Annotated in this window: 21 protein-coding genes and 1 pseudogene; 9 read left to right on the forward strand and 13 right to left on the reverse strand. The window is 47.5% G+C overall.

The window, feature by feature from the left end; all coding sequences use genetic code 11:
- The 6 genes and pseudogenes from AK963_RS35355 to AK963_RS13245 all read left to right on the forward strand — a co-directional run.
- A pseudogene (locus AK963_RS35355) lies at positions 1-190 on the forward strand (IS630 family transposase); the annotation flags it as partial.
- Between the two features lie 55 nt (positions 191-245).
- Complete coding sequence (locus AK963_RS13225; RefSeq protein ID WP_066015929.1) at positions 246-806, forward strand: DUF4124 domain-containing protein; 561 nt, start codon at positions 246-248, stop codon at positions 804-806.
- A gap of 509 nt (positions 807-1,315) precedes the next feature.
- On the forward strand, positions 1,316-2,416 hold the full coding sequence (gene glnL, locus AK963_RS13230; protein ID WP_238593726.1) for a nitrogen regulation protein NR(II): 1,101 nt from the start codon (positions 1,316-1,318) through the stop codon (positions 2,414-2,416).
- 3 nt (positions 2,417-2,419) lie between these two features.
- Positions 2,420-3,880, forward strand: coding sequence for a nitrogen regulation protein NR(I) (gene glnG / locus AK963_RS13235; protein WP_066015930.1), 1,461 nt, complete (start codon positions 2,420-2,422; stop codon positions 3,878-3,880).
- A gap of 180 nt (positions 3,881-4,060) precedes the next feature.
- The gene (locus AK963_RS13240; RefSeq protein ID WP_066015931.1) at positions 4,061-4,570 is read left to right on the forward strand and encodes a hypothetical protein; all 510 of its coding nucleotides are present in this window, start codon (positions 4,061-4,063) and stop codon (positions 4,568-4,570) included.
- 152 nt (positions 4,571-4,722) lie between these two features.
- Complete coding sequence (locus tag AK963_RS13245; RefSeq protein WP_066015932.1) at positions 4,723-5,439, forward strand: fimbrial biogenesis chaperone; 717 nt, start codon at positions 4,723-4,725, stop codon at positions 5,437-5,439.
- 700 nt (positions 5,440-6,139) lie between these two features.
- Here the strand turns inward: AK963_RS13245 and AK963_RS13255 are convergent.
- From AK963_RS13255 to AK963_RS13300, 10 genes are all read right to left on the reverse strand, one after another.
- Positions 6,140-6,901 (reverse strand): Csu type fimbrial protein, encoded by a 762-nt coding sequence (locus AK963_RS13255; RefSeq protein ID WP_139117394.1) that lies wholly within the window; start codon positions 6,899-6,901, stop codon positions 6,140-6,142.
- Between the two features lie 362 nt (positions 6,902-7,263).
- Positions 7,264-7,587, reverse strand: coding sequence for a hypothetical protein (locus AK963_RS13260; RefSeq protein ID WP_066015935.1), 324 nt, complete (start codon positions 7,585-7,587; stop codon positions 7,264-7,266).
- Positions 7,588-7,704: 117 nt separating this feature from the next.
- Positions 7,705-8,199 (reverse strand): hypothetical protein, encoded by a 495-nt coding sequence (locus AK963_RS13265; RefSeq protein ID WP_066015936.1) that lies wholly within the window; start codon positions 8,197-8,199, stop codon positions 7,705-7,707.
- A gap of 133 nt (positions 8,200-8,332) precedes the next feature.
- Entirely contained in the window at positions 8,333-9,370 is a 1,038-nt protein-coding gene (locus AK963_RS13270; protein ID WP_066015937.1) for a hypothetical protein, read from the reverse strand.
- An 84-nt stretch (positions 9,371-9,454) separates the two neighbouring features.
- On the reverse strand, positions 9,455-10,426 hold the full coding sequence (locus tag AK963_RS13275) for a hypothetical protein (protein WP_066015938.1): 972 nt from the start codon (positions 10,424-10,426) through the stop codon (positions 9,455-9,457).
- Between the two features lie 240 nt (positions 10,427-10,666).
- A complete protein-coding gene (locus AK963_RS13280) occupies positions 10,667-11,329 on the reverse strand; it encodes a hypothetical protein (RefSeq protein WP_139117395.1) in 663 nt (220 codons plus the stop codon).
- 694 nt (positions 11,330-12,023) lie between these two features.
- Positions 12,024-12,254 carry a hypothetical protein gene (locus AK963_RS13285; protein ID WP_066015940.1) on the reverse strand — a complete coding sequence of 77 codons (231 nt, stop codon included), beginning with the start codon at positions 12,252-12,254 and terminating at the stop codon, positions 12,024-12,026.
- Between the two features lie 211 nt (positions 12,255-12,465).
- Positions 12,466-13,497: a hypothetical protein gene (locus AK963_RS13290; RefSeq protein ID WP_066015941.1), complete on the reverse strand. Its 1,032-nt coding sequence runs from the start codon at positions 13,495-13,497 to the stop codon at positions 12,466-12,468.
- A 99-nt stretch (positions 13,498-13,596) separates the two neighbouring features.
- Positions 13,597-16,122, reverse strand: coding sequence for a TcfC E-set like domain-containing protein (locus tag AK963_RS13295; protein WP_066015942.1), 2,526 nt, complete (start codon positions 16,120-16,122; stop codon positions 13,597-13,599).
- 350 nt (positions 16,123-16,472) lie between these two features.
- The gene (locus tag AK963_RS13300; RefSeq protein ID WP_066015943.1) at positions 16,473-17,030 is read right to left on the reverse strand and encodes a hypothetical protein; all 558 of its coding nucleotides are present in this window, start codon (positions 17,028-17,030) and stop codon (positions 16,473-16,475) included.
- Between the two features lie 1,076 nt (positions 17,031-18,106).
- On the opposite strand from AK963_RS13300, the gene AK963_RS36630 reads away from it, so the two are divergent.
- Positions 18,107-18,232 (forward strand): hypothetical protein, encoded by a 126-nt coding sequence (locus tag AK963_RS36630; RefSeq protein WP_274520520.1) that lies wholly within the window; start codon positions 18,107-18,109, stop codon positions 18,230-18,232.
- A gap of 323 nt (positions 18,233-18,555) precedes the next feature.
- Positions 18,556-19,020 carry a tRNA (uridine(34)/cytosine(34)/5-carboxymethylaminomethyluridine(34)-2'-O)-methyltransferase TrmL gene (trmL, locus tag AK963_RS13305; RefSeq protein WP_066015949.1) on the forward strand — a complete coding sequence of 155 codons (465 nt, stop codon included), beginning with the start codon at positions 18,556-18,558 and terminating at the stop codon, positions 19,018-19,020.
- 93 nt (positions 19,021-19,113) lie between these two features.
- Here the strand turns inward: trmL and secB are convergent, their stop codons facing one another.
- A complete protein-coding gene (gene secB, locus AK963_RS13310; RefSeq protein WP_066015944.1) occupies positions 19,114-19,590 on the reverse strand; it encodes a protein-export chaperone SecB in 477 nt (158 codons plus the stop codon).
- Between the two features lie 238 nt (positions 19,591-19,828).
- Positions 19,829-20,245: a rhodanese-like domain-containing protein gene (locus AK963_RS13315; protein WP_066015945.1), complete on the reverse strand. Its 417-nt coding sequence runs from the start codon at positions 20,243-20,245 to the stop codon at positions 19,829-19,831.
- A 445-nt stretch (positions 20,246-20,690) separates the two neighbouring features.
- Between AK963_RS13315 and gpmM the strand changes: the two genes are divergently transcribed.
- Complete coding sequence (gene gpmM, locus AK963_RS13320) at positions 20,691-22,223, forward strand: 2,3-bisphosphoglycerate-independent phosphoglycerate mutase (RefSeq protein ID WP_066015946.1); 1,533 nt, start codon at positions 20,691-20,693, stop codon at positions 22,221-22,223.
- A 73-nt stretch (positions 22,224-22,296) separates the two neighbouring features.
- Here gpmM and AK963_RS13325 read toward each other — a convergent pair whose 3' ends face one another.
- Positions 22,297-22,950: a hypothetical protein gene (locus AK963_RS13325; RefSeq protein ID WP_066015947.1), complete on the reverse strand. Its 654-nt coding sequence runs from the start codon at positions 22,948-22,950 to the stop codon at positions 22,297-22,299.
- Between the last annotated feature and the right edge of the window lie 1,077 nt (positions 22,951-24,027).

Consider the following 24,027-nt stretch of genomic DNA (forward strand, 5'->3'; position numbering starts at 1 on the left):
ACCATTCGCACCGGAGTTAAACAGCTCAGAAAGGCTATGGGAGTGGATGCGGGAGCATGACTTATCAAACAAAGCATTTTCAGGTTATGAAAATATTGTAGATTGTTGCTGTGAAGCTTGGAATAACCTTTGCAGCGAAGCTGGTCGACTGTTCAGTCTGTGCTCCCGTGATTGGGCAGTTATACAGTAGTTAGAAAATTCAATTGGTATAAGTCGTGTAAGACTTCACCCGGGGCAAGAGGCTCATGAATATAAAAAAGGCGATGGTTTGGTCTTTTCTGGCGGTTATTCTGCCTCTGGTATCAGTGGACTTTGCGTTTGCCGCTATATATAAAACGGTGGATCAGGACGGAAATGTTGTCTTTACTGACTCGCGCCCTGCCGACCAGCCCAGTGAGGAAGTCAAGTTACGCCCGTTTACACCAATGTCTCCAACCCCAAGGAGTAAGCCTGAATCGTCAAAACCTGCTCAAAAAGAGAGCAAGGAACTTTACTCCAATCTGGAGATTATAGAGCCTGCCAATGATGCCACAGTGCGGAACCAGGGGAATTTCACGGTAAAAATTGCCACAGAACCAAGAATTCTTGCGGGTCACAAAGTCCGCCTGCTGCTTGATGGTGAGGTGGTTGGGGAATCCAAGCGAAATTTAACCTTTGAACTCAAGAATGTGGATCGTGGCACCCACAGCCTTACCGTGGAGATCATAGATAATCAGGCCAAAGTCATTCAGTCTTCCAGCAATACGATTCATGTACATCGAACCGTATTCACTCCTGCAGTATCTATAAACCCTCCTGCCCCGTGACGGCTGCACCAAAAAGGGGGGAGTGGGCTTTACTTTCCCCGTACTTTCCAGCCAACCACATCAATTCCTCTAACCGTTATATCAACGGAACCTGATACCAATCACACTTTCTAACCCCCTGTTCCGTTGACTGCCTGAAGCGTAAAACTGTGTTAAAGCGCCTTTTCATGGCCACGACTTCGCCTTGTTTGGTTCTACAGTCAGCCATACCCATAATGAGGTTAGAAGATTTGATGGGAGTAAGCTTCATAAATGTGATGCTCTGATTACATGAATGCACTATTATGGTGCGCTTAAAGTTAATAAATCGGAATTAACTTTTAAACATCGGTTGGATGATTAGCATTGAAAATGCCTGCAGAAATGGAGTGTAAGGCAGCTTGGAGGTTTCGCTTCCAAAAAACGGGCTATTTATTAAGGGTGGTTTGATTTTTGCATTCACGATACCCGATGCTATTTCTCATTAAATTGATACGACAACAGCAATAATAAGACTTGACCATGAGACCATGAAGCAGCTTATACCTGAGATGATCCCTGAAACAGTAACTATGCAAAACATCATTCTGGATAACTTGAATACTGTGGTTATGGTGCTCGACCAGGAGTTCAGGGTGATTACCCTGAACCCGGCTGCAGAAACTCTGTTGGATACCAGTTTGAAACGGGTTCTTAACCAGCCAGTTACTGCAGTGATTCCTGAAGAAAATTTCAGGGCTGATCTGGATCGAAGCCTGGCTCAGCATCAGCAGTTTACGCGTCGGGAAACCGACTTTCCCATCAATGGTGAGATGATCAATGTGGATTACAGTATTTCACCTATCGTCTGTGGAGATGCAAGGCTGCTCCTGGAAATCAATCCTCGTGACCGGGTTCAGAAAATTACACGAGAAGAGTCACTTATAGCTAAACAGGAAACCTCCAGAATTCTGGTTCGGGGTCTGGCTCATGAAGTGAAAAATCCCCTTGGAGGCATTCGTGGTGCAGCTCAGCTTCTGGCCCGGGAACTGGATGATAAAGGGCTTAAAGAATTTACAGAGATTATTATCCAGGAAGCGGATCGGCTGCGTGATCTGGTTGACCAGATGCTGGGACCTCTTCAGCCACCGAAGATGGAAGCCCTGAATATTCATGAAGTGCTTGAAAGGGTGATGCAGCTAATTAATGCAGAAACCGGTGGAGAGCTCAGGCTCAAGCGAGACTATGACCCAAGTATTCCCGATATACCGGGTGACTTCGAACGGCTGATACAGGCCATTCTTAACCTGGTGCGCAATGCCATGCAGGCTATTGATCAGGCAATGCCGCGTTCTGAAGGCCTGATCACTCTGAGAACCCGTATTGCACGACAGTTTACTATCGGTACCCAGCGACGGCGGCTGGTTTGTCACTTGTCCATTATTGATAACGGGTCAGGTATTCCTCCTGAACTGATCGAAAATATTTTCTACCCCATGATCAGTGGCCGCGCCGATGGAACCGGCCTCGGGTTACCCATGGCACAGTCAATCATCAGCCTGCACCAGGGGCTGGTTGAGTGTGAGAGTAAGCCCGGAGAAACCGTTTTCAATGTCTATTTACCGCTTTCGCTGGATATGTCACAGGAGTGAAGTATGAGTTTGAATTCCAAAGTCTGGATCGTGGATGATGACCAGGCGATACGCTGGGTTCTGGAGCGAGCCCTGAATTCAGAAGGCATCGAAACGCAATCCTTTGATGCGCCGGAGAAAGTACTGGCTGCGCTGGAACAAAGTGAGCCGGAAGTGTTGATCAGCGATGTCCGTATGCCCGGCATGAATGGCCTGGAACTGTTGAAGGCGGTTCATGAACTGAAACCTGATGTCCCCGTTATTATCATGACCGCTCATTCCGATCTGGATAGTGCGGTGTCATCTTACCAGAGTGGTGCATTTGAATACCTGCCCAAGCCTTTTGATATTGATGAGGCGGTGGCACTGGTTAAGCGTGGTCAGGAACATCGCCAGCAGCAACTGGCTGAGGCGCTGACTCCGGAGGCATCCCTGCAGGAGGAGGAGTCAACGGAGATAATTGGTGAAGCCCCGGCAATGCAGGAAGTTTTCCGCGCCATTGGCCGTCTGTCTCATTCCAACATAACAGTGTTGATTAATGGTGAATCAGGAACGGGTAAGGAACTGGTGGCCAGAGCGCTGCATCGTCACAGTCCACGGGCAGATAGATCCTTTATTGCGTTGAATATGGCAGCTATTCCCCGTGATCTGATTGAGTCTGAACTCTTTGGTCATGAAAAAGGTGCATTTACCGGTGCCGGTGGCATGCGTCGAGGGCGTTTTGAACAGGCCGGCGGCGGTACCCTGTTTCTGGATGAAATTGGTGACATGCCCGCAGATACCCAGACCCGCTTACTGCGAGTGTTGGCTGATGGAGAGTTTTATCGCGTGGGTGGGCACACACCAGTAAAGGCGGATGTGCGCATTATTGCCGCGACTCACCAGAATCTTGAAAAACTGGTGGAAGAAGGCAAGTTCCGCGAAGACCTTTTTCACCGTCTGAATGTTATCCGGGTACATCTGCCAAGGCTTAAGGATCGACGTGAAGATATTCCAAGACTGGCACGTTTCTTTCTGGATAAGGCAGGTAAAGAGCTTGATGTGGAGCCGAAAATCCTTCACTTGGAAACGGCCAGTTATATGAGCACTCTGGACTGGCCTGGTAACGTCCGGCAGTTGGAAAACACCTGTCGCTGGTTAACGGTGATGGCTTCTGGTCGGGAAGTGCTCGTTTCTGACTTGCCTCCTGAATTGATGGAGAAGGAGGGTAATAGCCAGGGAGCCATGACGGGTTATGGCAGCTGGGAGCAGCTATTCCGGCAATGGTGTGACCATGAGCTGGCTGCAGGCCATGTCGGTATTCTGGATCAGGCGGTGCCAGCCTTTGAAACCATTGTCATTGAATCAGCACTGGCTCATACCGGTGGCCGTAAAAAGGATGCTGCAGAGCTACTGGGCTGGGGCCGGAATACACTGACCCGTAAGATTAAGGAGCTGAATCTGGAACCCTCAGCACCATTGGAAGAGGAAGAGCTGGTGGTTTAAGCATCCACAATACCCGTAAGGAAAAAAGCACGAAGAGACAAAGAAAAACCTGCACACCGTGCCTGCATGGTTAAAAAGCCTATTCCCGATATAAGGAAATCTGGCAGGATATAAGGTCAACAGTTCGCATTTCACACTGCCTATACTGAAAACAGGATGTAGCAGTAAGGCAGTAACATCATGGAATGGACTCCACGATCTCTTAATAGAAAGTTGCGCCAGGGAATTGGCGCATTTTTCCTATTTGGTATATTTGCCGTCACTTCGTTGACAGACGTTGAAGCCGCCACCCGGGGAAAGCTGGGTAATACCTCAACAGGTTCATTTTCTATCACTCTCATTGTTTACCCATCATTGCAGTCTCAGGTTGCCATTGTGGATGAGAGTGCAACGGATGAAGACGGCAATCCGGTCATTATTCCAACCAGTACGCTGAGTTTTGATCGCCCGGTCTCTCTTTGTGTCTCAGGACGTGGTGTGTCCCAGTTCAGTCTGGCCTCCAGTGGTGCTGACGGTGTTGATTTAAGGGTCTCTGAACCAGCAGGAGAAACCTGGATTACCAATCAGCCCTCTGCATTATTTGGCGTTGAAAAAGATTGCCGTAACAGCAGCCGAAAACTGATTGCCCAGCCGGTAATGGGTTTTCAGGGATCAAAGCAGCCCGCGACATTACTGATTCATGCGGAGTAGTTGTCGGCGCTGGTCAGCACTGGCATCAAAACTCATTTGAGTTTATTTCTCCGGGCAATAGAATAGGGGGATGTTGTTCATCCCCTGTCGTTTCAAACTTTATTATGTGATGCCGTGAAGTTTGGCCCAGGGCAAACCGGAATTACCATTATATGTTCATGAAACGCATTGTCAGTGGAGCCTGCCTGCTGGCGACTCTTATCGCCAGCTCACAAGCGCTGGCAACCATGTCTCTTGATCGTATGATCGTCTACTTCAAGCCAGATCAGCTGCCACGGCAGGATGTGGTGGTCTCCAACCCGGATAAAGAAAATCTCTACCTGCAAACCGAAGTCTACAAGGTCGTTAATCCTGGTACAGAGCAGGAAGAGCGTATTCGAGTAACAGACCCCAATGAAATCAAACTTCTGGCCACACCGGGCAAAGCGATTATCCCACCCAATGGCCGTAAAACCGTACGATTGGTCAGTCTGGAAACACCGAAGGATAAAGAACTGGTCTATCGGGTAACCTTCCGTCCTGTGGTTGGTGATCTGGAGGCTAAGAAAACTGCAATTAAACTGCTGGTAGCTTATCAGGCTCTGGTCTTTGTCCGCCCTCAGAACCCTGAGTATAAAGTGGCCGGCAAGTTGAATAATGGCAAAATGACGTTTACTAACAGTGGCAACATCAATGTTGTTCTGCGTAATGGAAAATACTGCACCAGCAGCAAAGAAGAAAGCTGTACTGACCTAAGCGACGGTACCCGTATCTATGCCGGTGAAAGCTGGGAAATGCCTTTGCCTGAGGGGGCGGCCAGAGGTAAGGGGTTTATTCAGTACGGCCTGTTTGATGGTGAGTTTGAGGAAACTCAGAAGTTCTCTCTTTGATATCATAGTGGTGACCTGTTGTGACACTCCTGCATTGAATATGTGGGAGGCTGTCATTCAGGCGAAATAGCCAGGGCATCGTACGATGTTATCTACCATTTTATTATTTTTTTCTACTCATTCCTGTGGCTCACCCTCAGAGTAGGCAGCTTTACCTGCTATGCGAAAACAATTAGTTCTAATAGAACATGGGCCAAAGTTTGGTTCAGGTTATGGAAGAACTCTAACCGTATTGGCTGTGCTGCAATCTCCTGGAGTATCAAGTTTCAACTTTTTGGAGGCAGGACCAGTTATCACCGTTTCATCCGACTTCCGCTTTTCAATTGCCCGGGATTCCAAGCTTTTCTCCGACTGCTTTGTAGAGGCGTTGCAGCTGGGAATAAACTTATAGCTTGAGCGCTCTGAAATACTTCTGGATTTAAGCTGAGCTTTGAATTCAGAAAAACTTCTCGGTTTTTTGCTGTCCTTGGGCCTTTTGTGAGTTTTATAGTGACTTTTACCATTCGCATCGCGAGTCACTATTTCTTCTTGAATGTCCTTTAGAGGCTTTGACCTTGGTACATAAGAAGGTTTATGCATAACGTACATAAAGAATGTCTAGTTCAATCATGTACGCAATGCAAACTGTCATGATTCAACTTTGCCTGTAACATATTTTTCCTAGGCAGAGCCGGCCAGTTATAATGCTGGTAGTGGGGCTTCAGCTGGGCGTTACCGTTATAGTCACAGTATCCTGATACCGCCCTCCATCCGAGGGTTGCTTTTTCAATGTTATTCTCACTTCAGCATTGTCCTTTCCACCACAATTCTCTTTATTGCTGCCAGTACCGGTAACACCGGCTCCCGGTTTAATCCCGGTCTGCCAGGGTTCCCGGTTTGAACGAAAATCGATCTGGTAAGGTAACCGTCTGCTGCCCTGGCTCAGGTTAAACTCGTTATTGTGATCAGTATGGCCGCCATTGGCTCTGAGCAGATATTGTCCGCCGTCTGAAACATAAACGCAGAACGACATGGTTCTGGCGTCATAATTGCCAGCAGAGCCATGGGTTAGAGAAACATCTTTCAGGTTGCTGATTTTTGCGGTTCGGTTTGCTTTCTTTCGAATACGAATTTCCAGAGTATCGTGGTATTGAGTCTGTTCATCATCAAGACCAATCAGGTAGACACTTTTGTACTGGCCTGGTTGTAAGCCCGTGAGTCCACTCTTCTTGAGTCTTAATTCAAAAGTAATGGTTCTCTCTATGGCGACTGTTTCCGGTGCTTCAAAGAGTGATGACCAGTTATTCCAGCCATTGTTATAGATAGTGTATTTTCTGCCAGCCTCAGATTGAAAGCGTACCCGTCTCAAAAAAGTAGAAAGTCCATCCCGGTTAAGAGAAGGCTTGCCCCTTCCTTCACCTTCATCATGGCTGGAAACTACCAAAACGGTAGTCCTGACCTCTGCCCACCGGGTTACAGCCACTCAACTCACATACCGTTTTAAATTGTACGGTGATAGAGCGGTTGAAGTTATTGCCGACCTCATCAAGGTTAATGTCTATGTATTCAATATCTCGATCAAAAAAAGAAAGCGGCGGAGGTCAAACCGGAAAACAGTAACATTAGTACTGTAAGCACAAACCGGAGTACTGTTGAGGTGAATCTCATTTTTTTAATACAGGTTTATAAAGTGAGGAAGTGATCTGAAGAGATTAAAGCGGCTTTTTTATGGTTATTAAATAATCAGTTCCCCGTATTGATAGGAAGGAATAATGAAAATGAGGGATAACTCTTCAAACAGAGAGTCGGGGAAATCTTGACATTATTTGGGCGTCACTATCACTGTCAGGGTGTCACTGTCAGGGTGTCACTGTAGGTGTCCTCAGGAGCACTGGCAGCTTCATCTGGATCTACCCAAACGGTGAAAAATGTATTTGAACCGTTATTACAGTGCTCATTCTTTTTTTCTACTTCCCAGGGCTTTGCCTCTTCAAACCCCTCGTACAGTATGTCCTTCGTACTGGTCTTGTTGGTACCGAGTGACAGGAAGTAAGGTAAATAGTTTGATGAGCCACTGGCTTTAAGTTGGAAAGCTTCTCCCGTCTGACTGTGTATACCATCCAGAATTACGCCCACCTGACCGGTACTGCTGTAAATACAGGCGTCCATCGTTACTTTTGGTGATGAAGGCGTTAAAGTGGCGTCATCAAGGCCTGAGATTTTGACTTCACCGGGTCTGCTGATTGAGATAATAATGGGAAGTGACTTCCAGTAATAAAGTGGAGTTTAGGCATCAGCTCCCACAAGGAATATCTCAAGATTTTTTTCATTTCCTAAAAGATCTTTCATCCCCTCCTGTTTCAACGTGAGAGTGAAACTCAGTCTTGATAATATTTGTGTTGAAAGAATTTCTGATGACCATTGACCAGATTTAAAAGAAAAACTCCTGTCACCCGTTACATTAATTGTATTCTGCAGATGCTTGTTGTCTGGTTTAAGTGATGAAACCTCTGGTAGTTTGGAATAAGATACGCCAGAAATCGGATCTTTTGTGATTGCAAAACGATAATTCTGGGATGTGTTATTTAAAACATGATAGGACTTGAAGTTAACATCAAAACTGACCTCAACCGTTCCTCTATTTGGCTTTTCAATAACTTCTCGAATTTCATAATCAAGAAACTCAAACTCTGCTCGGGCAGTAACTGGCAGACATAGGAAGATCACGCAAAGGACATTGGCGAACAGAAAGTAGATTTTATTAAGAGCTTGCCTTGCCATTAAGATCTGTCTTGAGCAGTAGTGAGTGAATCACGATCTATTGCATATCAATACTCATAATGTGGCAATGGTGGAAAACCGAGTTTTTTTATCAGGGCATCACGGGAAAGAAGATTCAGCATGTTGGAGAGAATTAACCGGGAGCAATCGTAAGATAGGCCGTGTCTTGATAAACACCAGCAGGCTTGCCGCTGATCTCAATATCTTGAATCGTGATGTTCAGCCGCATATTTTCAGAAGTGCCGTTGCCGCAGGAGGCAGAATCAGCAGCGGTCCATGAGTTATGAGTCACATAGCTGCCACCTTCAGCGAGTACTTTCATATTGCCCTGGCCATTCCCACCCGCTTTTCCAACGGCCAGGCCATATTCAATATTGTCACTGCCGTTAGAAAGCAAAAACTGACCACTGCCGTATTTACTTTCACCACGAATTTTAAAACTGGTGGTACCAAAGCCATAGACACAGAAGGTTTGTCCCTGATCGACATTGCTACCGGTGGTGTGGTTAATAGCCATATCTTCCAGGCCGGAAATCTGAACCATAGGCACCAGTTCAATAGAAACGGTAAATTCAACTTCAACGGTGAGCTGAGGGTTGGAACGCTCAATAATTAAGGTAAACCGGCTTTCATACCGGTTAGTAAAGGCATTGTTGAGAATGTCTGAGCGTTTAATTTCAGCACGCAGAATATATTCATTATTTCTGCACTGCTGATGTTGCTGACTGGCCGAAAAATTGAAAGGAGTATTCAGCAGGTCATCAGAAAAACCATTCTGGGCATCGCCATCAGCACCCAGAAGGGTCAATGTAACGGGCAGTGTGGCACTGGAACTACTTTCCAGCACATATTGCCCTCCCTGCTTTGGGCCATCAAAGCGCACCTGGAAATCATTCAGCTGACGGTTCTTTGGACCATTGCGGTTTTCCCGGTAGGCAATCAGGCAGAACAGGCGACCATCGGTAGCGGCTTCGGTAGCGCCATTGGCAATCTCTTCACCACCCCACTGCCCCATCTCGATTGGGTAGAGTCGTTTGATTTTGATCCAGTAGTTATAGGTTGGGTCATTGCTGCTGGCACAGTCAGCGTCGGATTTGTTGCAGTCATTATCTGCAAGGGATGCTACAGAGAAGAGGAGGGTGAAAACAAAGACAAAAGCGTTGAACAGCATAACGCAGTACTCCTGACACTACCTTTTTATGTTTTACTGGTAATGTGGCCTCATTCGTCTGCAAAATACTTTTCTCGTAGAGGCTTACACCGCTTCGACAATGATGGTGACAGTATCCTTGTAAACACCGGCTGAAGTATTGGTTAAGCTGCCAGACTGAATGCGAACTTCCAGTTCCATATTATTCTGGATGTTATTCTGACAGTCCTTACTGATTGAGCCAAGCCAATTCTGGTAGCTGGTCATGGGTATGATCCGGGTTTCTGTGCCTCCAGCTGCTTTTATCCACAGCTCATAGTCAATCAGGTCTGTCCCCTGTTTCAAAACAAAACTGTTGGCGTTATTTTTACCATGAGCCTTCAGGTCAAAAGCAGTGCCGCCTTGAGAGAAAATGCAGAATGAATGCCATCCGCTGTTAATGGCATTGTTATTAACCGCCGTTAGCTCAATATTCTGGAGACCACTGATTTTCACACGCTTGGGAATGATGATATCGAATTTAAAACGGGTACTGTCTTCGAAAGAATCCAAACCATCATTTTCCATACCCTTCAGAAAAACATCGGCGGAATAGGTGCCTGGAAGTGCATCATAGAGCTGATTATTGAAAAGTCGAAAGGTGACTTTTGCAGGAACAAATTCATGACTTAACGGTAAAAATTCACCGGTAGGATTGTTTTGGAAGTTAACCAGGTCAGCACTGTTCTGGTCTTCCTGGAATAATGCCTCAGCGATTGTTCTCTGTGTGGTATCTACCCCATTTGAGCCATCATAGGTCAAATTAAAATCTGAAGCCTGGAGTGAGTAGTTTTGTCGTATCGGCAGTATGCATGGAAAAATTTTATCGCCATCATCATTGAGGTTCTCATTACCAAAGCAGGAGCGAAGTGAAAAAGGCATTTCAATCACGATGTCCTGATCTTCCCAATCCACTTGAACAGGATCTGCATCAATAAACTCGAACCATGAAAGTGCGCCAGAGGAGTAGGAAAGTACCAGCATAATGCCAAGTATTATCATGCATTGGCTAACAGGCTTTTTACCGCTAGACAGCATAGTGTTCACTCCATGAACCTTTCTATATGGTCTGCTTCCTGCAGATATCAGGACTACTCTGTTTAGGTCGAGACTGGGTGACTACTGAAGTTTCGTGCTCAGTAGCCAATAAATTCATGATAACAAGTGCCGTTTACAGAATCATCAGCATACTCAAACTTTTGAGTTGAGAACATTTCACGGTTTCACTTTCGTAGGTGTATCTCCTTGATTAGCTGCGTGAGTCATGCCAACTTTTCTTTAAGTTGGTTCAACAATGACTGTAACGGTATCCATATACACACCAGATGACACATTGCTCAGCTCTTCGGAGGGTATGATAACGCGCAGTTCCATATTATTTTGAGTATTGCCATTGCAGTCCTGGTTATTTGAGCCAGTCCACTGATAAATGGAATGGGTTTTACTGGGTTCAATGTTTTCAGGATTACCATTAATTGTTGATCGCATCCGAAGCCTATAGTTTATTTTTTCATCTCCCTGCTTCAAGATAAAAGCACCAGAATTATCGGATCCAAAGGCTCGAAGTTTGAACGCTTCGCCACCCTGGGCGAATACGCAAAAGCTTTCCCAGTTGCTTCTTATAGTCCCACTACCATCAGACTGGAGTGAAATATCCTTTAAACCGCTGATTTTGACGCGTTTTGGTACATCAACATCAAAGATAAATTTGGTTTGGTCAGTATAGGTTCCCCAGCCACCTCTTTCGGCACCCTGAAGAGAAAAGGAAGAACGGTAGGTACCAGGCAATGCAACACTTAGTGCCTCATGGTTTATTGTAAAAGTGACCTCTGCATCAACAGGGGTGTAACTGTAGGGGGATAAACCGGGATTGGTTTCCTGATTACTGATAATAATGTTCTTATTGCTTCCTTCGTTAAAAGTAACACGGCTGATATCCAAGTCAGGGTCTGAAGGGTTTATTTTATCCTGAAGCACAAGGGTGAAGTTTGATCCCGTTAGATAATAAAGCTCCGTCCGGTTAAACGCTTCACAACTGAGGAATCCACCACTGCTACTTAATCCGTAGCAGGATTGAAGGGAAATGAGGAAAGTGATTGTCATATCATCACTTTCCCAGGGGAGCGTGGTTTTTTGATAATTATCCTTGCCAAAAGCAAACCATGCCAGAGCACCCTGTGGGGGAATCATGATATTTATGACTAGGGCAAGTGTTATGCCTCTGGCAATACTATTTAAACAGGCATACAACATTTCTTGCCTTTCCTTAGTATGTAAAAATCTCCCTGCGATGTGCAGTAGAAAACCCTTTGAATAAAGAGAAATTAGGATGCTGCTAATTTAATCATTCTGTTCTTGGCTATCATTGATATCAGTACGTCAAGGGAGGGTATTTGTACTATGATCTCAGCTATTTTGCATCAATGATCTGAGCTTTTTTAACTATGTTTTGACTTGAGCTTTAGTGGGAGAGCGGACTCTTGATTTCAGTTTTAGTGGCAAAGGCTGCTCTCTGACATTTGTACCTAAGCAGGCTCTACAGTTGAGATAAAGTGTACCCTTATACACTCCCGCAGGTTTTCCATTTATCCAGCTATCCAGTACGACAATCCTTACTTTCGTATTGGTACCGCCATTACAGTTTAACGAAGTACTGCTGTTCGCCATAAATCACGGAACTGTTATTGATAATCTCTTCTGTCTGAATCGTGATTTCCTGGTTTTCCATTCCAATGACGTCAGCACAGCGTTCATTGTTTCCGGAGAGAGAAGCGCACTCTAATGCCGCCAGGGGTGGAGTTATCCACAGGGTGAAAACAATAGGGGAAAAACGCGTTAGAGCGATCGAGAGAACTTCATATAACATAACCGGTTACTGCCAGTGCCATCACTTCGCTCATACTGAGACAAAATATGGCCGAGCCCTGTTTTATTATTCTTACATGTAACCAATGTAACTGATTTTATTGAGCTACAAACCAGTTTTATCCAGTCAGGTTTCGATGCAATGTGGTGGACTTTTTCCAAAAAATCCAATCGGTGAAACCATTCAGTGAACTGAAGTAGGGAAGGTAAGCTTAATCAGGCGTTACCGTAAATGTCATGGTGTCGCTGTATGTACCCGTTGCCCCACTGATATCGGGCGCATTGACGTTTACCGTCATATTGGGAGACAGACACTGCTGGTCAGAGGTTGGTGTAAAACCACCTTTTTCCCCTCTTCTTGAGTAGAACCGCCTTTTACCTGCAGAGTCAGAGACGACCAGGTTATAGTCAATGTAACTGCTGTTGCCGTTTTGCAGAGCGAACTTCTGGTTAGGTCGCTCAGCTCCTACGGAGCTGGATGCTTCCAGTGCGAATTTATTGGCTCCCATGGCAAACACACAGAATTGGTGGCTGCCTGTTGCTGAATTTCCATTGGGTTGCAGTGCAATATCTTCCAGCCCGAGAATTTGAATGACCGGTAATATTTCAATTTCTACCTCAAGCTCCATCCATACCGGCCCCAGGCTGGTGGCATCCATGGTTGATTGCGATGATACCCGAAAGAATCCGGTATAAGTGCCGGTCCTGGCTGTAGCAATAATATCCTGTCTGGCAACGGAAGCCGAAATCGTCAGCTCATTGTCCCTGCATTGCTGATAATTGTTGTTTCCCTTTAACGTAATGCGTTTTCCGGGGGTAAATATCTGCTTTGCCTGTGGCGCGCTGCCAGTTGTATCGCTGATCTCGAAGGTTACCGGTATTGAATAGCCGCCATTGTTCAGCAGGTACTGACCTGATGAGGAAGAGCCATCAATCGTGATTTGAAGATCAAACATCTCCCGTGGGCTGCCTTCTAAAAAGGCAATGGTACAAAATTGTTTGCCACTGCTGACTCCGGTACTACCAGAGACAACCTCTTCACCACCCCAGGCCGGCAGCTCCAGTTCTTCCGGCAGGCGCTTTATCTTAACCCAGTACTTTCCATCCTGATCGCAGTTGTTGTCAAAGCAGTCACTGTCAGCGAAAACAGGTGTCGCTTGAAGGGTTGAAAGGGCGAAAAGAAAAAGAGAATACAGTGAAAGGAACTTCACCTTCTCAGCGGTTTGTGTGACAACAGCGCTCACAATAAGTCCTGATGAATAGGTAGTCTTTGGTTAGGGAACTTATACGACGTTTCTCAGCCTGCAGATTTCAGCAGGCTGAGAAGTGATGGAGAAATGAATTTATTGGTCGATATCATCCCGCTTAGTAATCGCCAGTTGGCCTTCCAGCAGCGGTGCACACTGGGCGTCGCTAAGATCGATAGTACCCATTTGCAGCACATAACCGGCATCCAGTGGTTGCACAGGCAGTTGGCATAACCAGCCATTATCCAGCTCCACCTGCAGGTTGCCCACATCGGAGCGGGTTTCCAGCTGGAACATACCGATATCGTCGGTGCTGCCAGGGTAGAGGCCACCGTTGATGCGTGCTCCTTCTAAAGGCTGACCATTAAACAGAAGTCGTCCAAACAGCAGCTGCAGGGGGATCGCTTCGTAATCCAGTGTCACCACATTGCCAGGGTAGAGCGTCACGGTTTTTTCCCGCTCATCAAAACTGTACAGGGTTTCACCGGCGGGGCTCAGGCTGACCCGGTATTGCTCATAAGGTGAAAGAGCAATAATGGAAGGAGAGCCGGCGATGGCATAACCACGGCGCTGACCATTGACCTTGACGTCAAACACATCGCCAGGTCGACCGTCTAGGTTTACTACCAGGGCACTCTCGGCACGCTCTTCACCACCCAGGGCAAACACGTCACCATCGGTCAGGAAGCTGGTGCTCATACTGCCACCCCAGGAGGTGGTATTGCTGGTATCGCCAAGGGTATGGCTGGCACTGAAGCTGGCACGGCCATAACGGTTGGCGTACTGCACACTGCCATCCATCCGGTCATCGCCGGTTCCGCCCTCAACGCCGGCATCAAAGCGCAGGTCGCCGTCCAGCAGATCGCCATCATCCCACGAAGCTGAAAGGCGGAGTCGTTCAGAGCTGTCCGTTTCACCATCACGCTTGCTGACTTCGGCCCGTGGCGTAGCCCGGAAGTTCCAGCGGTCTTCACGGTAGCGGAAGCTGAAACTGACCAGACCAATCTCGGTATCGCCGGATTTGCTCAGGCTCAGGGTGATATCACCATCGTAATCAAAGGTTCGGAACAGGGTGCGGCGATAGTCCAGACTGTGGGTACGAGTCGGATCCTGCTCTTCGTTATTGTCGTCGTAGCTCTGGTTCAGGCTGTAACGGTAGCCCAGGCTGCCATCGAACACGGGCATGGAGGCAGAAACGGAGTGTTGCTCAAAGGCATTACCAAACAGACCGGGAATCTCTTCACCATTGTCATCGACCTCATTATCAATGGGTTCATCATGCCATAAACGACGATAGTTACCTGACAGGGAGAGGTCGCCCAGAGTCAGTCGGCTGTTGACGGTAAAACCCTTGCTACCATTATCCGCCAGCATCAGTGATGGGGCGATTTCATAACGGTAGCCAAAGTGGTACAGCCCGAACTCCATCAGGGCATCGTCATTATTAATGGCTACTGCACCGGTGGCGGCGAGGGTATCAAACACCCGGCGGCTGGCCCCAGCACGGGTCAGCCACTGCTCAGTCAGCTCTGGCAGGGCTTTATCCGCTTCACGGTTTACCAGTCGGCCGCTTTCCGCAAAGAACAGCCATTCACCGATGGGGGGAATCTGGCTCTGCTTGGCAAAGAAGCGGGTTTCGGTGGAGATCAGGTTACCGCTCTCATCGAGAATACGAATCTCGATATCGTAAGCGCCACTGGGGAAGCTGGTGGTATCCAGCTGCTGGGAACCCGCTTCGAAGAATGCGCTGTCGATCAGGCGGCCATCCTTGCGTATTTCTACCCGACCTCGGGTGGGCAGGAATATTTCCACCGGCATACCGCCAGAGAAGTCCAGGTCTTCCCGGGTATTGTCGGAGCTGTTAATGCGCAGGCCAACCATGGGCTGGTCAGAAGTCAGGTTCAGGCCAAAGCCGCTGGTGGATAACAGACCACCGTTGTATTCCAGTCCTTCAAAATCCCGCTGGCCGTAGAACTGGTTGACGGAGAAGTGGTTGGTATCGGAATAGTCCCAGCTCCAGTACAGGCTGTTCTCTTCCCAGGCGGCCATGGTCAGGCCGTTCAGGGTGTAACTGTTATCGCTGCCCTCGGCGGTGGAGCCGGAAACCGCCGCAGAGAAGTTCTGCATCAGGGCAAAGCCCGCATCAGATGGTGGCAGGTATTTGCGCACATCAGCGGCACGGGTCAGCATAAAACGACGGTTGATGAAGATATCCACACGGAAGCGGGATTCATCGAAGATCACACCGGCCACCGGTGTTTCCAGAATGCCACAGTTTTGAGCGTTATCCGTCAGACAGACCCGATCCGCATGGCTGTTCAGTTCGCCGGTCAGGGTACTGACAATCAGGGTTGGGTCATTCAGGTTACCAATCTGGCGTACCAGTTCAGCGGGGTTGGGCAGCTCAATAATGCCGGGGCTGAACGAGGCCAGCTGGGAACCGATATAGCGGTTGCCGAAGTAGATATCCACCAGGGATTGCTGGGTGCCGCTGAGTTCTTCAAAACCGGCGGGTGGGTTGGTGGCGGCGAGAAAAATGGGGTCGTCAGCAAGCGCCATGTGACTGAAAGCGGACATGGAAAATGCAAGAAGCAATGTAACGATGCACTTCCAACGACGCATAATAACTGAATCTTATCCTGGGTGTTTAACCACGGAGCTCAGAAAGCTCACTGAGTTTTATTGAGTTTCCACTTTGGTGGAGTTGTCTGGTTTTTTTAACCACGAAGTCACAAAGACACGAAGTTATTAAATATTTTTGTTCCCATGCTGTGCTTGGGAATGGTTTGTTCGTAGGTCGTTAACCGCAGAGCGGTTGCCGACATTGGGTTCAGATTATTTTGATCTTATTTGTCGGCTCGCAAGTGAACCGACCTATCGGGATACACGATGAAAGACCTGACCCCGTTTTTCCTTACTTCAGGAGAGTCCGGTATTCATTCCCACGGAGAACCGTGGGAACGAGGTCAAACTTATTTAGCTTGGACAGTTATAGTTACGGTGTCGGTATAGGTGCCATCAGGTAAAGCATTTAAGCCTGTTTGGGAAAAACTAACTTGCATACTCATATTTCCAGTGCTGCATTCCTGAGCAGGATCAGGCTGTGATGCGCCAGCATCAAACAATTCAGTTATATTGGTTTCTGAATTGAAGTTTGCCTTCTTTTGAGTAGCGCCAGCGTCACCAATTTCGAGGGCATACTCAAGGGAACCGCTATTACCGTCGTTATAAAGTTCAAAGCCTTTTCCAGTACTTACAGTAAGGTCGAATTGGTTGTTGGTACCATTGGTATATACACAGAAATCAGTTGCAAGTGGGGTTGGTAGGCTGGAAACAGAATCAACATCTTCACTTACATCATCAAGTCCCCAAACCCTTATCATGGTGTTAGTGGTAAGGGTTATATCAAACTTACCTATAGATTGATCTGTTGCAAGGTCACCATCAACAACTACTGCCATGGCTCCACCAGCCCCCAACAATCCAGCAGAAACCGCCGTCGCCAGTGCCAATGTCTTTAATGTTTTCATTCTTTTGCCCCCATGCAGTGGTTAGCTGCCGTGTGCCTGTGGTTACGTTCTGATCCGATGTCGTCTGGTTGGTGATTGGGGAAAAGGGAATAATCAATGGTGAAGAGTGGATAGTTATCAGGGGCAGCCCCGCTTGTTATGCTTAACCATTCACTATTTACAGTTAACGATTCACACTTTCCACAAATCCAGTCACAAACCTTTTCAAGTCAACACCGGATAATGGTTATTTTGCGACCAAAGCCTTCTGCTGAGCGACTTTTAGCCAGACTGTAAGGATTTGGTCAGCCATTATATTGAACCCCGATTTTTCAACATTCAGGAATAATACACAAGCTTTTTGTGACTCATGTCACAATAAATTTTACTATCTTTCGGTTTTTGCGAATGGGATGTGTACGAGCATCTGTGTTTGGTGGATAGTTGACATTTTTGTGCTCGCACAATGTGTCTCAATACCTATCATGTGATTGCGTTTCGCTACCGTTTTTTTACACTTGAGATACGATACCAATCGAACCTTCTAACTCCCTATTCTATTGCGCTGAAGATTTGAGCCTTAATCCTGCGTTGCCGATCGTCGCCATAGCTAAGGCTCATCTTCTCGCTCATAACGGCAGTTAGAAAGCACAATTGGTATTACTTATTCCCATCCTGCTTCCAGGCTAATGCATTATGCCGTCGTCACCTGAATGGTTTCTGAATGGGGACCGTTTGTGACTCAATTATCGCTCTTCGATGTCACAGAAATGTCATGGTTTTTTCTGGAGCTATAAAGACTACAAGCCGTTTGAACCACAAAGATCACGGAACCCACAACGTTTGCTTCTTTTTGTGAATGGCCAGTTGGTAACACCCCCCTGGATATTCTACAAATTCTTTTCTCTGTGCTCTTCGTGGTCTCTGTGGTTCAAAAATCTTATGCTCTTTGTCGTTCAAAAGCGGGTGGTTAAACACGGGCGAACCGTTCACTCCTTATAAATAGCCACTGATGCAATCCGTCTTAAAGGCTGAATTTATCCACTATTCTTATAAAAAACCTCTTTGTAAGAATTTTTGTTTTGAGGCTTGAGACAATGGACCTGTCCCCTTACGACCATAAACGCAGTGACAACAAATTGTTCCGCTATGGCTGCGGCGGAAATCTGCTCGCCTTGTTTTTGACGCTGGTGATGATCTTCGGATTTACCCAGGCTGGCTGATATTACAAGCTTTTTGAACCACAGAGATCACTGGTAATTGCTCCTCGGTAACTGCTCCATGCGTTACCCTAACTCCTGCTTCCATGCAGTCGTGCATTACCAGCACTTCCGCCATCCCTGGCGGTCGCACAAAGGAAGGCTTTTCAGGCTTTGTGAGAAAGTTGCATCTTTGATGCGTTCCCAATTTTTACTCCCCTTAAGTAAAAAACTTTGTGGGCTTTGTGCTCTTTGTGGTTCAAAAGCTTTTGCCTGTATCGTCAATTAATGCCATCCAACTCACAGATGCTCTATGATTGGCGCTCTGTCATCTGTTGGATCTGTCCATGCTTGATGTTGTTCTCTACCAGCCGGAAATCCCCCCCAATACGGGCAATATCATCCGCCTCTGTGCCAATACCGGCTTTCGTCTGCATCTGATCGAACCCCTGGGCTTTGAGCTGGATGATCAGCGCCTGAAGCGGGCCGGGCTGGATTACCATGAGTTTGCCGAGCTGAAAATTCACCCTGACTACCCGAGCTTTCTGGAAACCGTCAAACCGGGTCGGGTGCTGGCACTGAGCACCAAGGGCACCAGTAATTACAGTTGTTGTGCATTTCGAGAAGGTGATGCTCTGCTGTTTGGCCCGGAAACCCGTGGCCTGCCAATGGAAATACTGGAGTCTCTGCCTCAAGATCAGGTGTTGAGATTACCCATGCTCCCGGACAGCCGAAGTTTGAATCTGTCCAATACGGTGGCGGTGATGGTCTATGAAGCCTGGCGGCAGATGGGGTTTGCAGGAGGAAGTTAGATTTTTAGATCGTTTCCCGCTTCCCGCTTCCCGCAACAGCGCAGGTTATCTGGCTTGTTCGGGCATCGGTAAGCGGGAAACGGGTCGCGTTTATCAGTTGACGGCTTCTGGCTGCTGCTGAGCGGACTGCTGTTCGCGAGCCTGCATGTACAGTGCGTCGAAGTTCACTGGTGCCAGCATGAGCGGAGGGAAGCTGCCGCGCAGTACCAGGTTGTCAATCGCTTCACGGGCGTATGGGAACAGGATGTTCGGGCAGAAGGCACCCAGGGTACGGTGCAGTTCTTCTTCATCCAGGCCTTTGGCCAGGAAGACACCTGCCTGATGTACTTCAGTGACGAAAGCGGTTTCCTTGTTGTCTTCTGGGCCGTTTTCTACAGTCACAGTCAGAGACAGAACCACTTCATACAGGCCTTCTTCCAGCGGACGGTTGCTGGTGCTCAGGTCCAGTTTGACTTCTGGCTGCCACTGCTTCTGAAAGATCTCAGGGGCCTTTGGAGATTCAAAGGAGATATCTTTCATGTAGATTCGCTGCAACGCAAACTGCGGTGCCTGCTGCTGATTTTCAGCCATTGTCATTTCCTTACTTTTGATGGGCCAGGAGGCCGCCTGAACGTAGTGCTGCTACTGTGACCTTCGGTAAATGGGACTAAAAAGCCAATTTTGCTCGTTAAATAGCGGGCTATCCGCCTCACAAAATTGATTTTTTTATTCTCCATTTTCCCTGGTTCTCGCTACGCGCCTATTTTCAGGCGTCCTCTGAACGAATAACGCATTTTGGTAACGATCGTGCAGATTGTCCAGCCAGAGCTTATTTCTTGACGACCGGCAGGCTGTCGGAAGTCCAGGTGGACATGCCACCCTGAAGTCTGACCACATTGGCAAAGCCTTCGGTTTTCAGCGTTTTGCCAACACTGCCACTGTGCTGCCCCATGGCATCGACCACAATGATGGTCTTTTCACGGTATTTTTCCAGCTCGCCAGCACGCTCCTTGATTTTGGTATAAGGAATGTTAAGGGCATTCACGATATGACCTTTGGAAAAGTCTGCCTTTTCCCGAACATCAATCACCACGCCAAGGTCCTGGTTGACCATCTGGGTCAGCTGAGTGGTAGAAACACTCTGCCCACCTTTACGCATTTCAGTGAAGGCCAGTGCGCTGGCCAGCGCCACCAGTGCACCAACGTGCAGGGGGTGGTTAATGATAAACTCTATGAATTGTTCCATGCCGACAAGCTGTCAATCTATAAATTGAAAGGAGGCAAGTATACTTATCCCGCTTCAGGAAAGTAAGGACGAAACCACGGAAAAAAGCTGGCAGGCTTTTTGTATGCATTGTGCGTTAGTACAAAAATCCTTCGCCAGCTAAAATTACCGTATAAAGGCTGTCGGTGATGTTTGTGCGGAAAGTTTCAGAAAATTGCAGAAATTTCCACGATATATCGCCAGTTGACGGCTTCTGATGTGATAGTTTGCGCTGTTCAATTTAGAGCAGGCATTTCACTGGAAACCGGCGGCAAAGCAGGTAGAATGCGAACCATTCCACTCACCATGAGGTTGGTTCAAGAGATCGCTGACGCAGGCTGATAAGACAAAAATGCAGCCTTATCTCGGACACGCTTCCAGACGCAGCCTTTTCTATGGCCATCCAGTTCGCCAAGGTTAAGAGCCCATGACTGATAAGCGCACACCTACCGCCCTGATCATCCTTGATGGTTACGGCTACCGTGAAGAAAAAGACAGCAACGCCATTCTGGCCGCCAAAACGCCGGTAATGGATCGTCTGTGGAAAGAGAACCCTCACAGCTTCGTTTCCGGTTCCGGAATGGATGTTGGTCTGCCCGATGGCCAGATGGGTAACAGTGAAGTTGGCCATATGAACCTGGGTGCCGGTCGCGTGGTTTACCAGGAGCTGACCCGTATCACCAAAGCCATTCAGGATGGTGACTTCTACGAAAACGATGTAATTACCGGCGTTGTGGATAAAGCCATCAGTGCAGGTAAAGCCGTCCATATTATGGGGCTGGTTTCCCCCGGTGGTGTTCACAGCCATGAAGACCATATTCATGCCATGGTTGAGCTGGCTGCCCGTCGTGGTGCTAAAGAAGTCTATGTACACGCCTTCCTTGATGGTCGTGATACCCCACCGCGCAGTGCTGAATCATCCCTGGAAAAACTGGACGCCCTGCTGAAAGAGAAAGGCATTGGCCGTGTAGCCAGCCTGATTGGCCGTTACTACGCCATGGACCGCGATAATCGCTGGGATCGTGTACAGCAGGCTTATGACCTCATCACTGATGGCAAGGCCGAGTTCTCTGCTGCGACTGCCGTAGAAGGCCTGAAGGCCGCTTATGAGCGTGATGAAAACGATGAGTTTGTCAAAGCGACCGTGATCGGTGCGGAAGCTGCCCGCCTGAACGATGGTGACGCACTGGTATTTATGAACTTCCGTGCTGACCGTGCCCGTGAAATTACCCGTGCATTTGTTGATCAGGACTTTGATGGCTTTGCACGCAGCCGTGTGGCCAGTCTGGCTGGCTTTGTGATGCTGACTCAGTATTCTGCGGACATCCATGCACCTTGTGCATTCCCGCCAAGCGAGCTGGTGAACACACTGGGTGAATACATGGAGAAAATGGGCAAGACCCAGCTCCGTATTGCTGAAACCGAAAAGTACGCTCACGTAACCTTCTTCTTCAGTGGCGGTCGTGAAGAGCCGTTTGACGGTGAGAAGCGTGTGCTGGTCGCCTCTCCAAAAGTGGCAACCTACGATCTGCAGCCAGAAATGAGTGCTCCTGAAGTCACCGATCGTCTGGTTCAGGAAATTCGCAGTGGCGAGCACGACCTGATCATCTGTAACTACGCAAACTGCGATATGGTTGGCCATACCGGTGATTTCAATGCGGCGGTTAAGGCAGTTGAAGCGGTAGACGAGAGCATTGGCCGTGTGGTGGAAGCTCTGGAAGAAGTGGGTGGCCAGTGCCTGATTACTGCTGACCACGGGAATGCCGAGCAGATGGAAGATCCGACAACCGGTCAGGCACACACTGCCCACACCTGTGAGCTGGTCCCTCTGGTTTACGCTGGCCCTCAGGCTATTCAGCTGAAAGACGGTATTCTGTCTGACCTGGCTCCAACCCTGCTGGATCTAATGAGCGTGGAACAGCCTGCCGAGATGTCTGGCAAGTCCCTGCTGGTTAAGTAAGTTCTTCGCTGTCTCTTCAGTTGTGGATAAGTGCGGTTTTGCACTTATCCACAATATGCCCTCTGCTTAATTATCAAGCGGCGTCATCATTATCATTACTTTGTACATCCGGCTGAATCCCAGAATCCAGTGTTGAGTTATCTGCACCGGAGAGCTTTTCTGGCCCTACTGACATTTGACCAAGTGTTTCTGATAAGTTATCAGTGCCTGTTGGCGTATTACTTCTCGGACTATTGGAGGCCTCAGGAGTGCGGGAAATGTTTGAAGTGGGGGTAGGCTCTATTCGCTTCAGAAAGCCTTGCTGTTTCAGGTAGGCCAGCATTTGTATATTCGATTCACTATCAGTGTGTTTCAGCAGTGATTTCAGAAGGAGCAGACCTTGTTGTTCCGGTGCTTTATTTTTCAGTTCTTTATAGTCCACACCCTTTAGATGATCCGGCTTTTTGGCAATTGCCTGCAGTATTCTATCTACTTCTCCCTTATTACTTGGGGCTGCCCACTGTTCGATTAAATGTTCTTGATCAAAGCAGGGTAATGGATTCTCTCCTCGAATGACCATTAAATTTTTCATTTCTTTAAAGGGTTCCTGGGTTATAGGTACCATATGGAGGAGCCTTTCAATTCCTACAGGGCCTGTATGAGAATCCGTCCTTGGCCGTGATGCACCCATAGCAAAAAGATTCATCATTGGGTTTCCAAGTAATGTTCCAAGACCGTCTCCCATCATAGGGAAGCCTCCTGAAAGGTTAAATCTTAACTCTCCACTGTCATCTCTCTGGGGTCTTTGAGGGCCTGATGCTTGAAGGTAGGGCATAGTACCGGGAGGTTGCTGAAACATTGAAAAGTTTGTAGGAGTGAAAGCCTGAGATGGATGGGGTGGATAGGAAGGAGGAGGAAAAGGAATGCGGTCCTGTGATGGCATTGGTGGCATGGAAGGCTGATGATAAGCATCTGATGGTCTTGGCGGAATATCTGAGGGCATGAAGTGGTCACGGTGTCTTGGAGGATTGTCAGAGAGCATGTTGTGGTTATGATGTCCTGGAGGGTTGTCAGAGGGCATGCTGTGGTTATGATGTCCTGGAGGGTTGTCAGAGGGCATGCTGTGAGAATGGGGCTGCTCTGATCTGAAAGAGCTGGGTGAGACTAAAGACAGTAGTTGGTTTAAGCTCTCACGTGTAAGCTCCTGCGGGATAGTTATATTGATATTTGTACTCCTTTCTGAAGAGCTGTAATCCGTTATTCTGATTCTAGGTGATGTTACTTGCAGAATTTCTGCCGCTCTATCGAAAATTCGTTGGGCTGCCTGATGATGTTCTTCAGGGTTTAAGCGGAGGTTGTCCAGTTGATGTCTAAAAGACCAGACGCACTTTCTAAAATCCCCTTCGATAATATCCAGTTGCTGTGCAGTGCGGGGACCAAGGGATCCTACGCTTGTTCCTGCTTGAGATCCGGGTGTGTCTGAGCGCTCAGTCTGGTTGTGCGCTGTTGAAGCTGGTGGCAGATGGCTAATACCTGTAGGGTTAAACATTGTATTATTTTACTCCTGAATCTACTGTAAAAAATACGACATAATTCTGTTGTTAATTATTTGAGCACGTGTTCTTAATACTTCTTGAATAGATGTTTAAACCATTGCTCAAGAAATTAAGAGTAATCAACTCCATTTGATCGGATAATCAAGATAGACTAATTTTTTTATTTAAGGAAATGATGTTTTTTTAATTTTCTAAAAATACGTTGGTATCTGGAAGTCGGAAAATTATTTCTTTGTAAGCTGTTGGAGTGAAAGACCATGAAGCAAAAA

Origin of the sequence: Endozoicomonas atrinae, assembly GCF_001647025.1 — a bacterium.
Classification (GTDB): Bacteria; Pseudomonadota; Gammaproteobacteria; order Pseudomonadales; family Endozoicomonadaceae; genus Endozoicomonas; species Endozoicomonas atrinae.

Excerpts from the sequence above, each read along its gene's own strand:
- AK963_RS13270 (WP_066015937.1), bottom strand. The coding sequence starts at position 9,370 with ATGCTGTTCAACGCTTTTGTCTTTGTTTTCACCCTCCTCTTCTCTGTA.
- AK963_RS13285 (WP_066015940.1), bottom strand. The coding sequence starts at position 12,254 with ATGTTATATGAAGTTCTCTCGATCGCTCTAACGCGTTTTTCCCCTATT.
- AK963_RS13295 (WP_066015942.1), bottom strand. The coding sequence starts at position 16,122 with ATGCGTCGTTGGAAGTGCATCGTTACATTGCTTCTTGCATTTTCCATG.
- AK963_RS13240 (WP_066015931.1), top strand. The coding sequence starts at position 4,061 with ATGGAATGGACTCCACGATCTCTTAATAGAAAGTTGCGCCAGGGAATT.
- trmL (WP_066015949.1), top strand. The coding sequence starts at position 18,556 with ATGCTTGATGTTGTTCTCTACCAGCCGGAAATCCCCCCCAATACGGGC.
- gpmM (WP_066015946.1), top strand. The coding sequence starts at position 20,691 with ATGACTGATAAGCGCACACCTACCGCCCTGATCATCCTTGATGGTTAC.
- AK963_RS13225 (WP_066015929.1), top strand. The coding sequence starts at position 246 with ATGAATATAAAAAAGGCGATGGTTTGGTCTTTTCTGGCGGTTATTCTG.
- glnL (WP_238593726.1), top strand. The coding sequence starts at position 1,316 with ATGAAGCAGCTTATACCTGAGATGATCCCTGAAACAGTAACTATGCAA.
- AK963_RS13325 (WP_066015947.1), bottom strand. The coding sequence starts at position 22,950 with ATGATGGGAGACGGTCTTGGAACATTACTTGGAAACCCAATGATGAAT.
- AK963_RS13265 (WP_066015936.1), bottom strand. The coding sequence starts at position 8,199 with ATGGCAAGGCAAGCTCTTAATAAAATCTACTTTCTGTTCGCCAATGTC.
- secB (WP_066015944.1), bottom strand. The coding sequence starts at position 19,590 with ATGGCTGAAAATCAGCAGCAGGCACCGCAGTTTGCGTTGCAGCGAATC.
- AK963_RS13260 (WP_066015935.1), bottom strand. The coding sequence starts at position 7,587 with ATGGACGCCTGTATTTACAGCAGTACCGGTCAGGTGGGCGTAATTCTG.
- AK963_RS13245 (WP_066015932.1), top strand. The coding sequence starts at position 4,723 with ATGTTCATGAAACGCATTGTCAGTGGAGCCTGCCTGCTGGCGACTCTT.
- AK963_RS13275 (WP_066015938.1), bottom strand. The coding sequence starts at position 10,426 with ATGCTGTCTAGCGGTAAAAAGCCTGTTAGCCAATGCATGATAATACTT.
- AK963_RS13315 (WP_066015945.1), bottom strand. The coding sequence starts at position 20,245 with ATGGAACAATTCATAGAGTTTATCATTAACCACCCCCTGCACGTTGGT.
- AK963_RS13300 (WP_066015943.1), bottom strand. The coding sequence starts at position 17,030 with ATGAAAACATTAAAGACATTGGCACTGGCGACGGCGGTTTCTGCTGGA.
- glnG (WP_066015930.1), top strand. The coding sequence starts at position 2,420 with ATGAGTTTGAATTCCAAAGTCTGGATCGTGGATGATGACCAGGCGATA.
- AK963_RS36630 (WP_274520520.1), top strand. The coding sequence starts at position 18,107 with ATGGACCTGTCCCCTTACGACCATAAACGCAGTGACAACAAATTGTTC.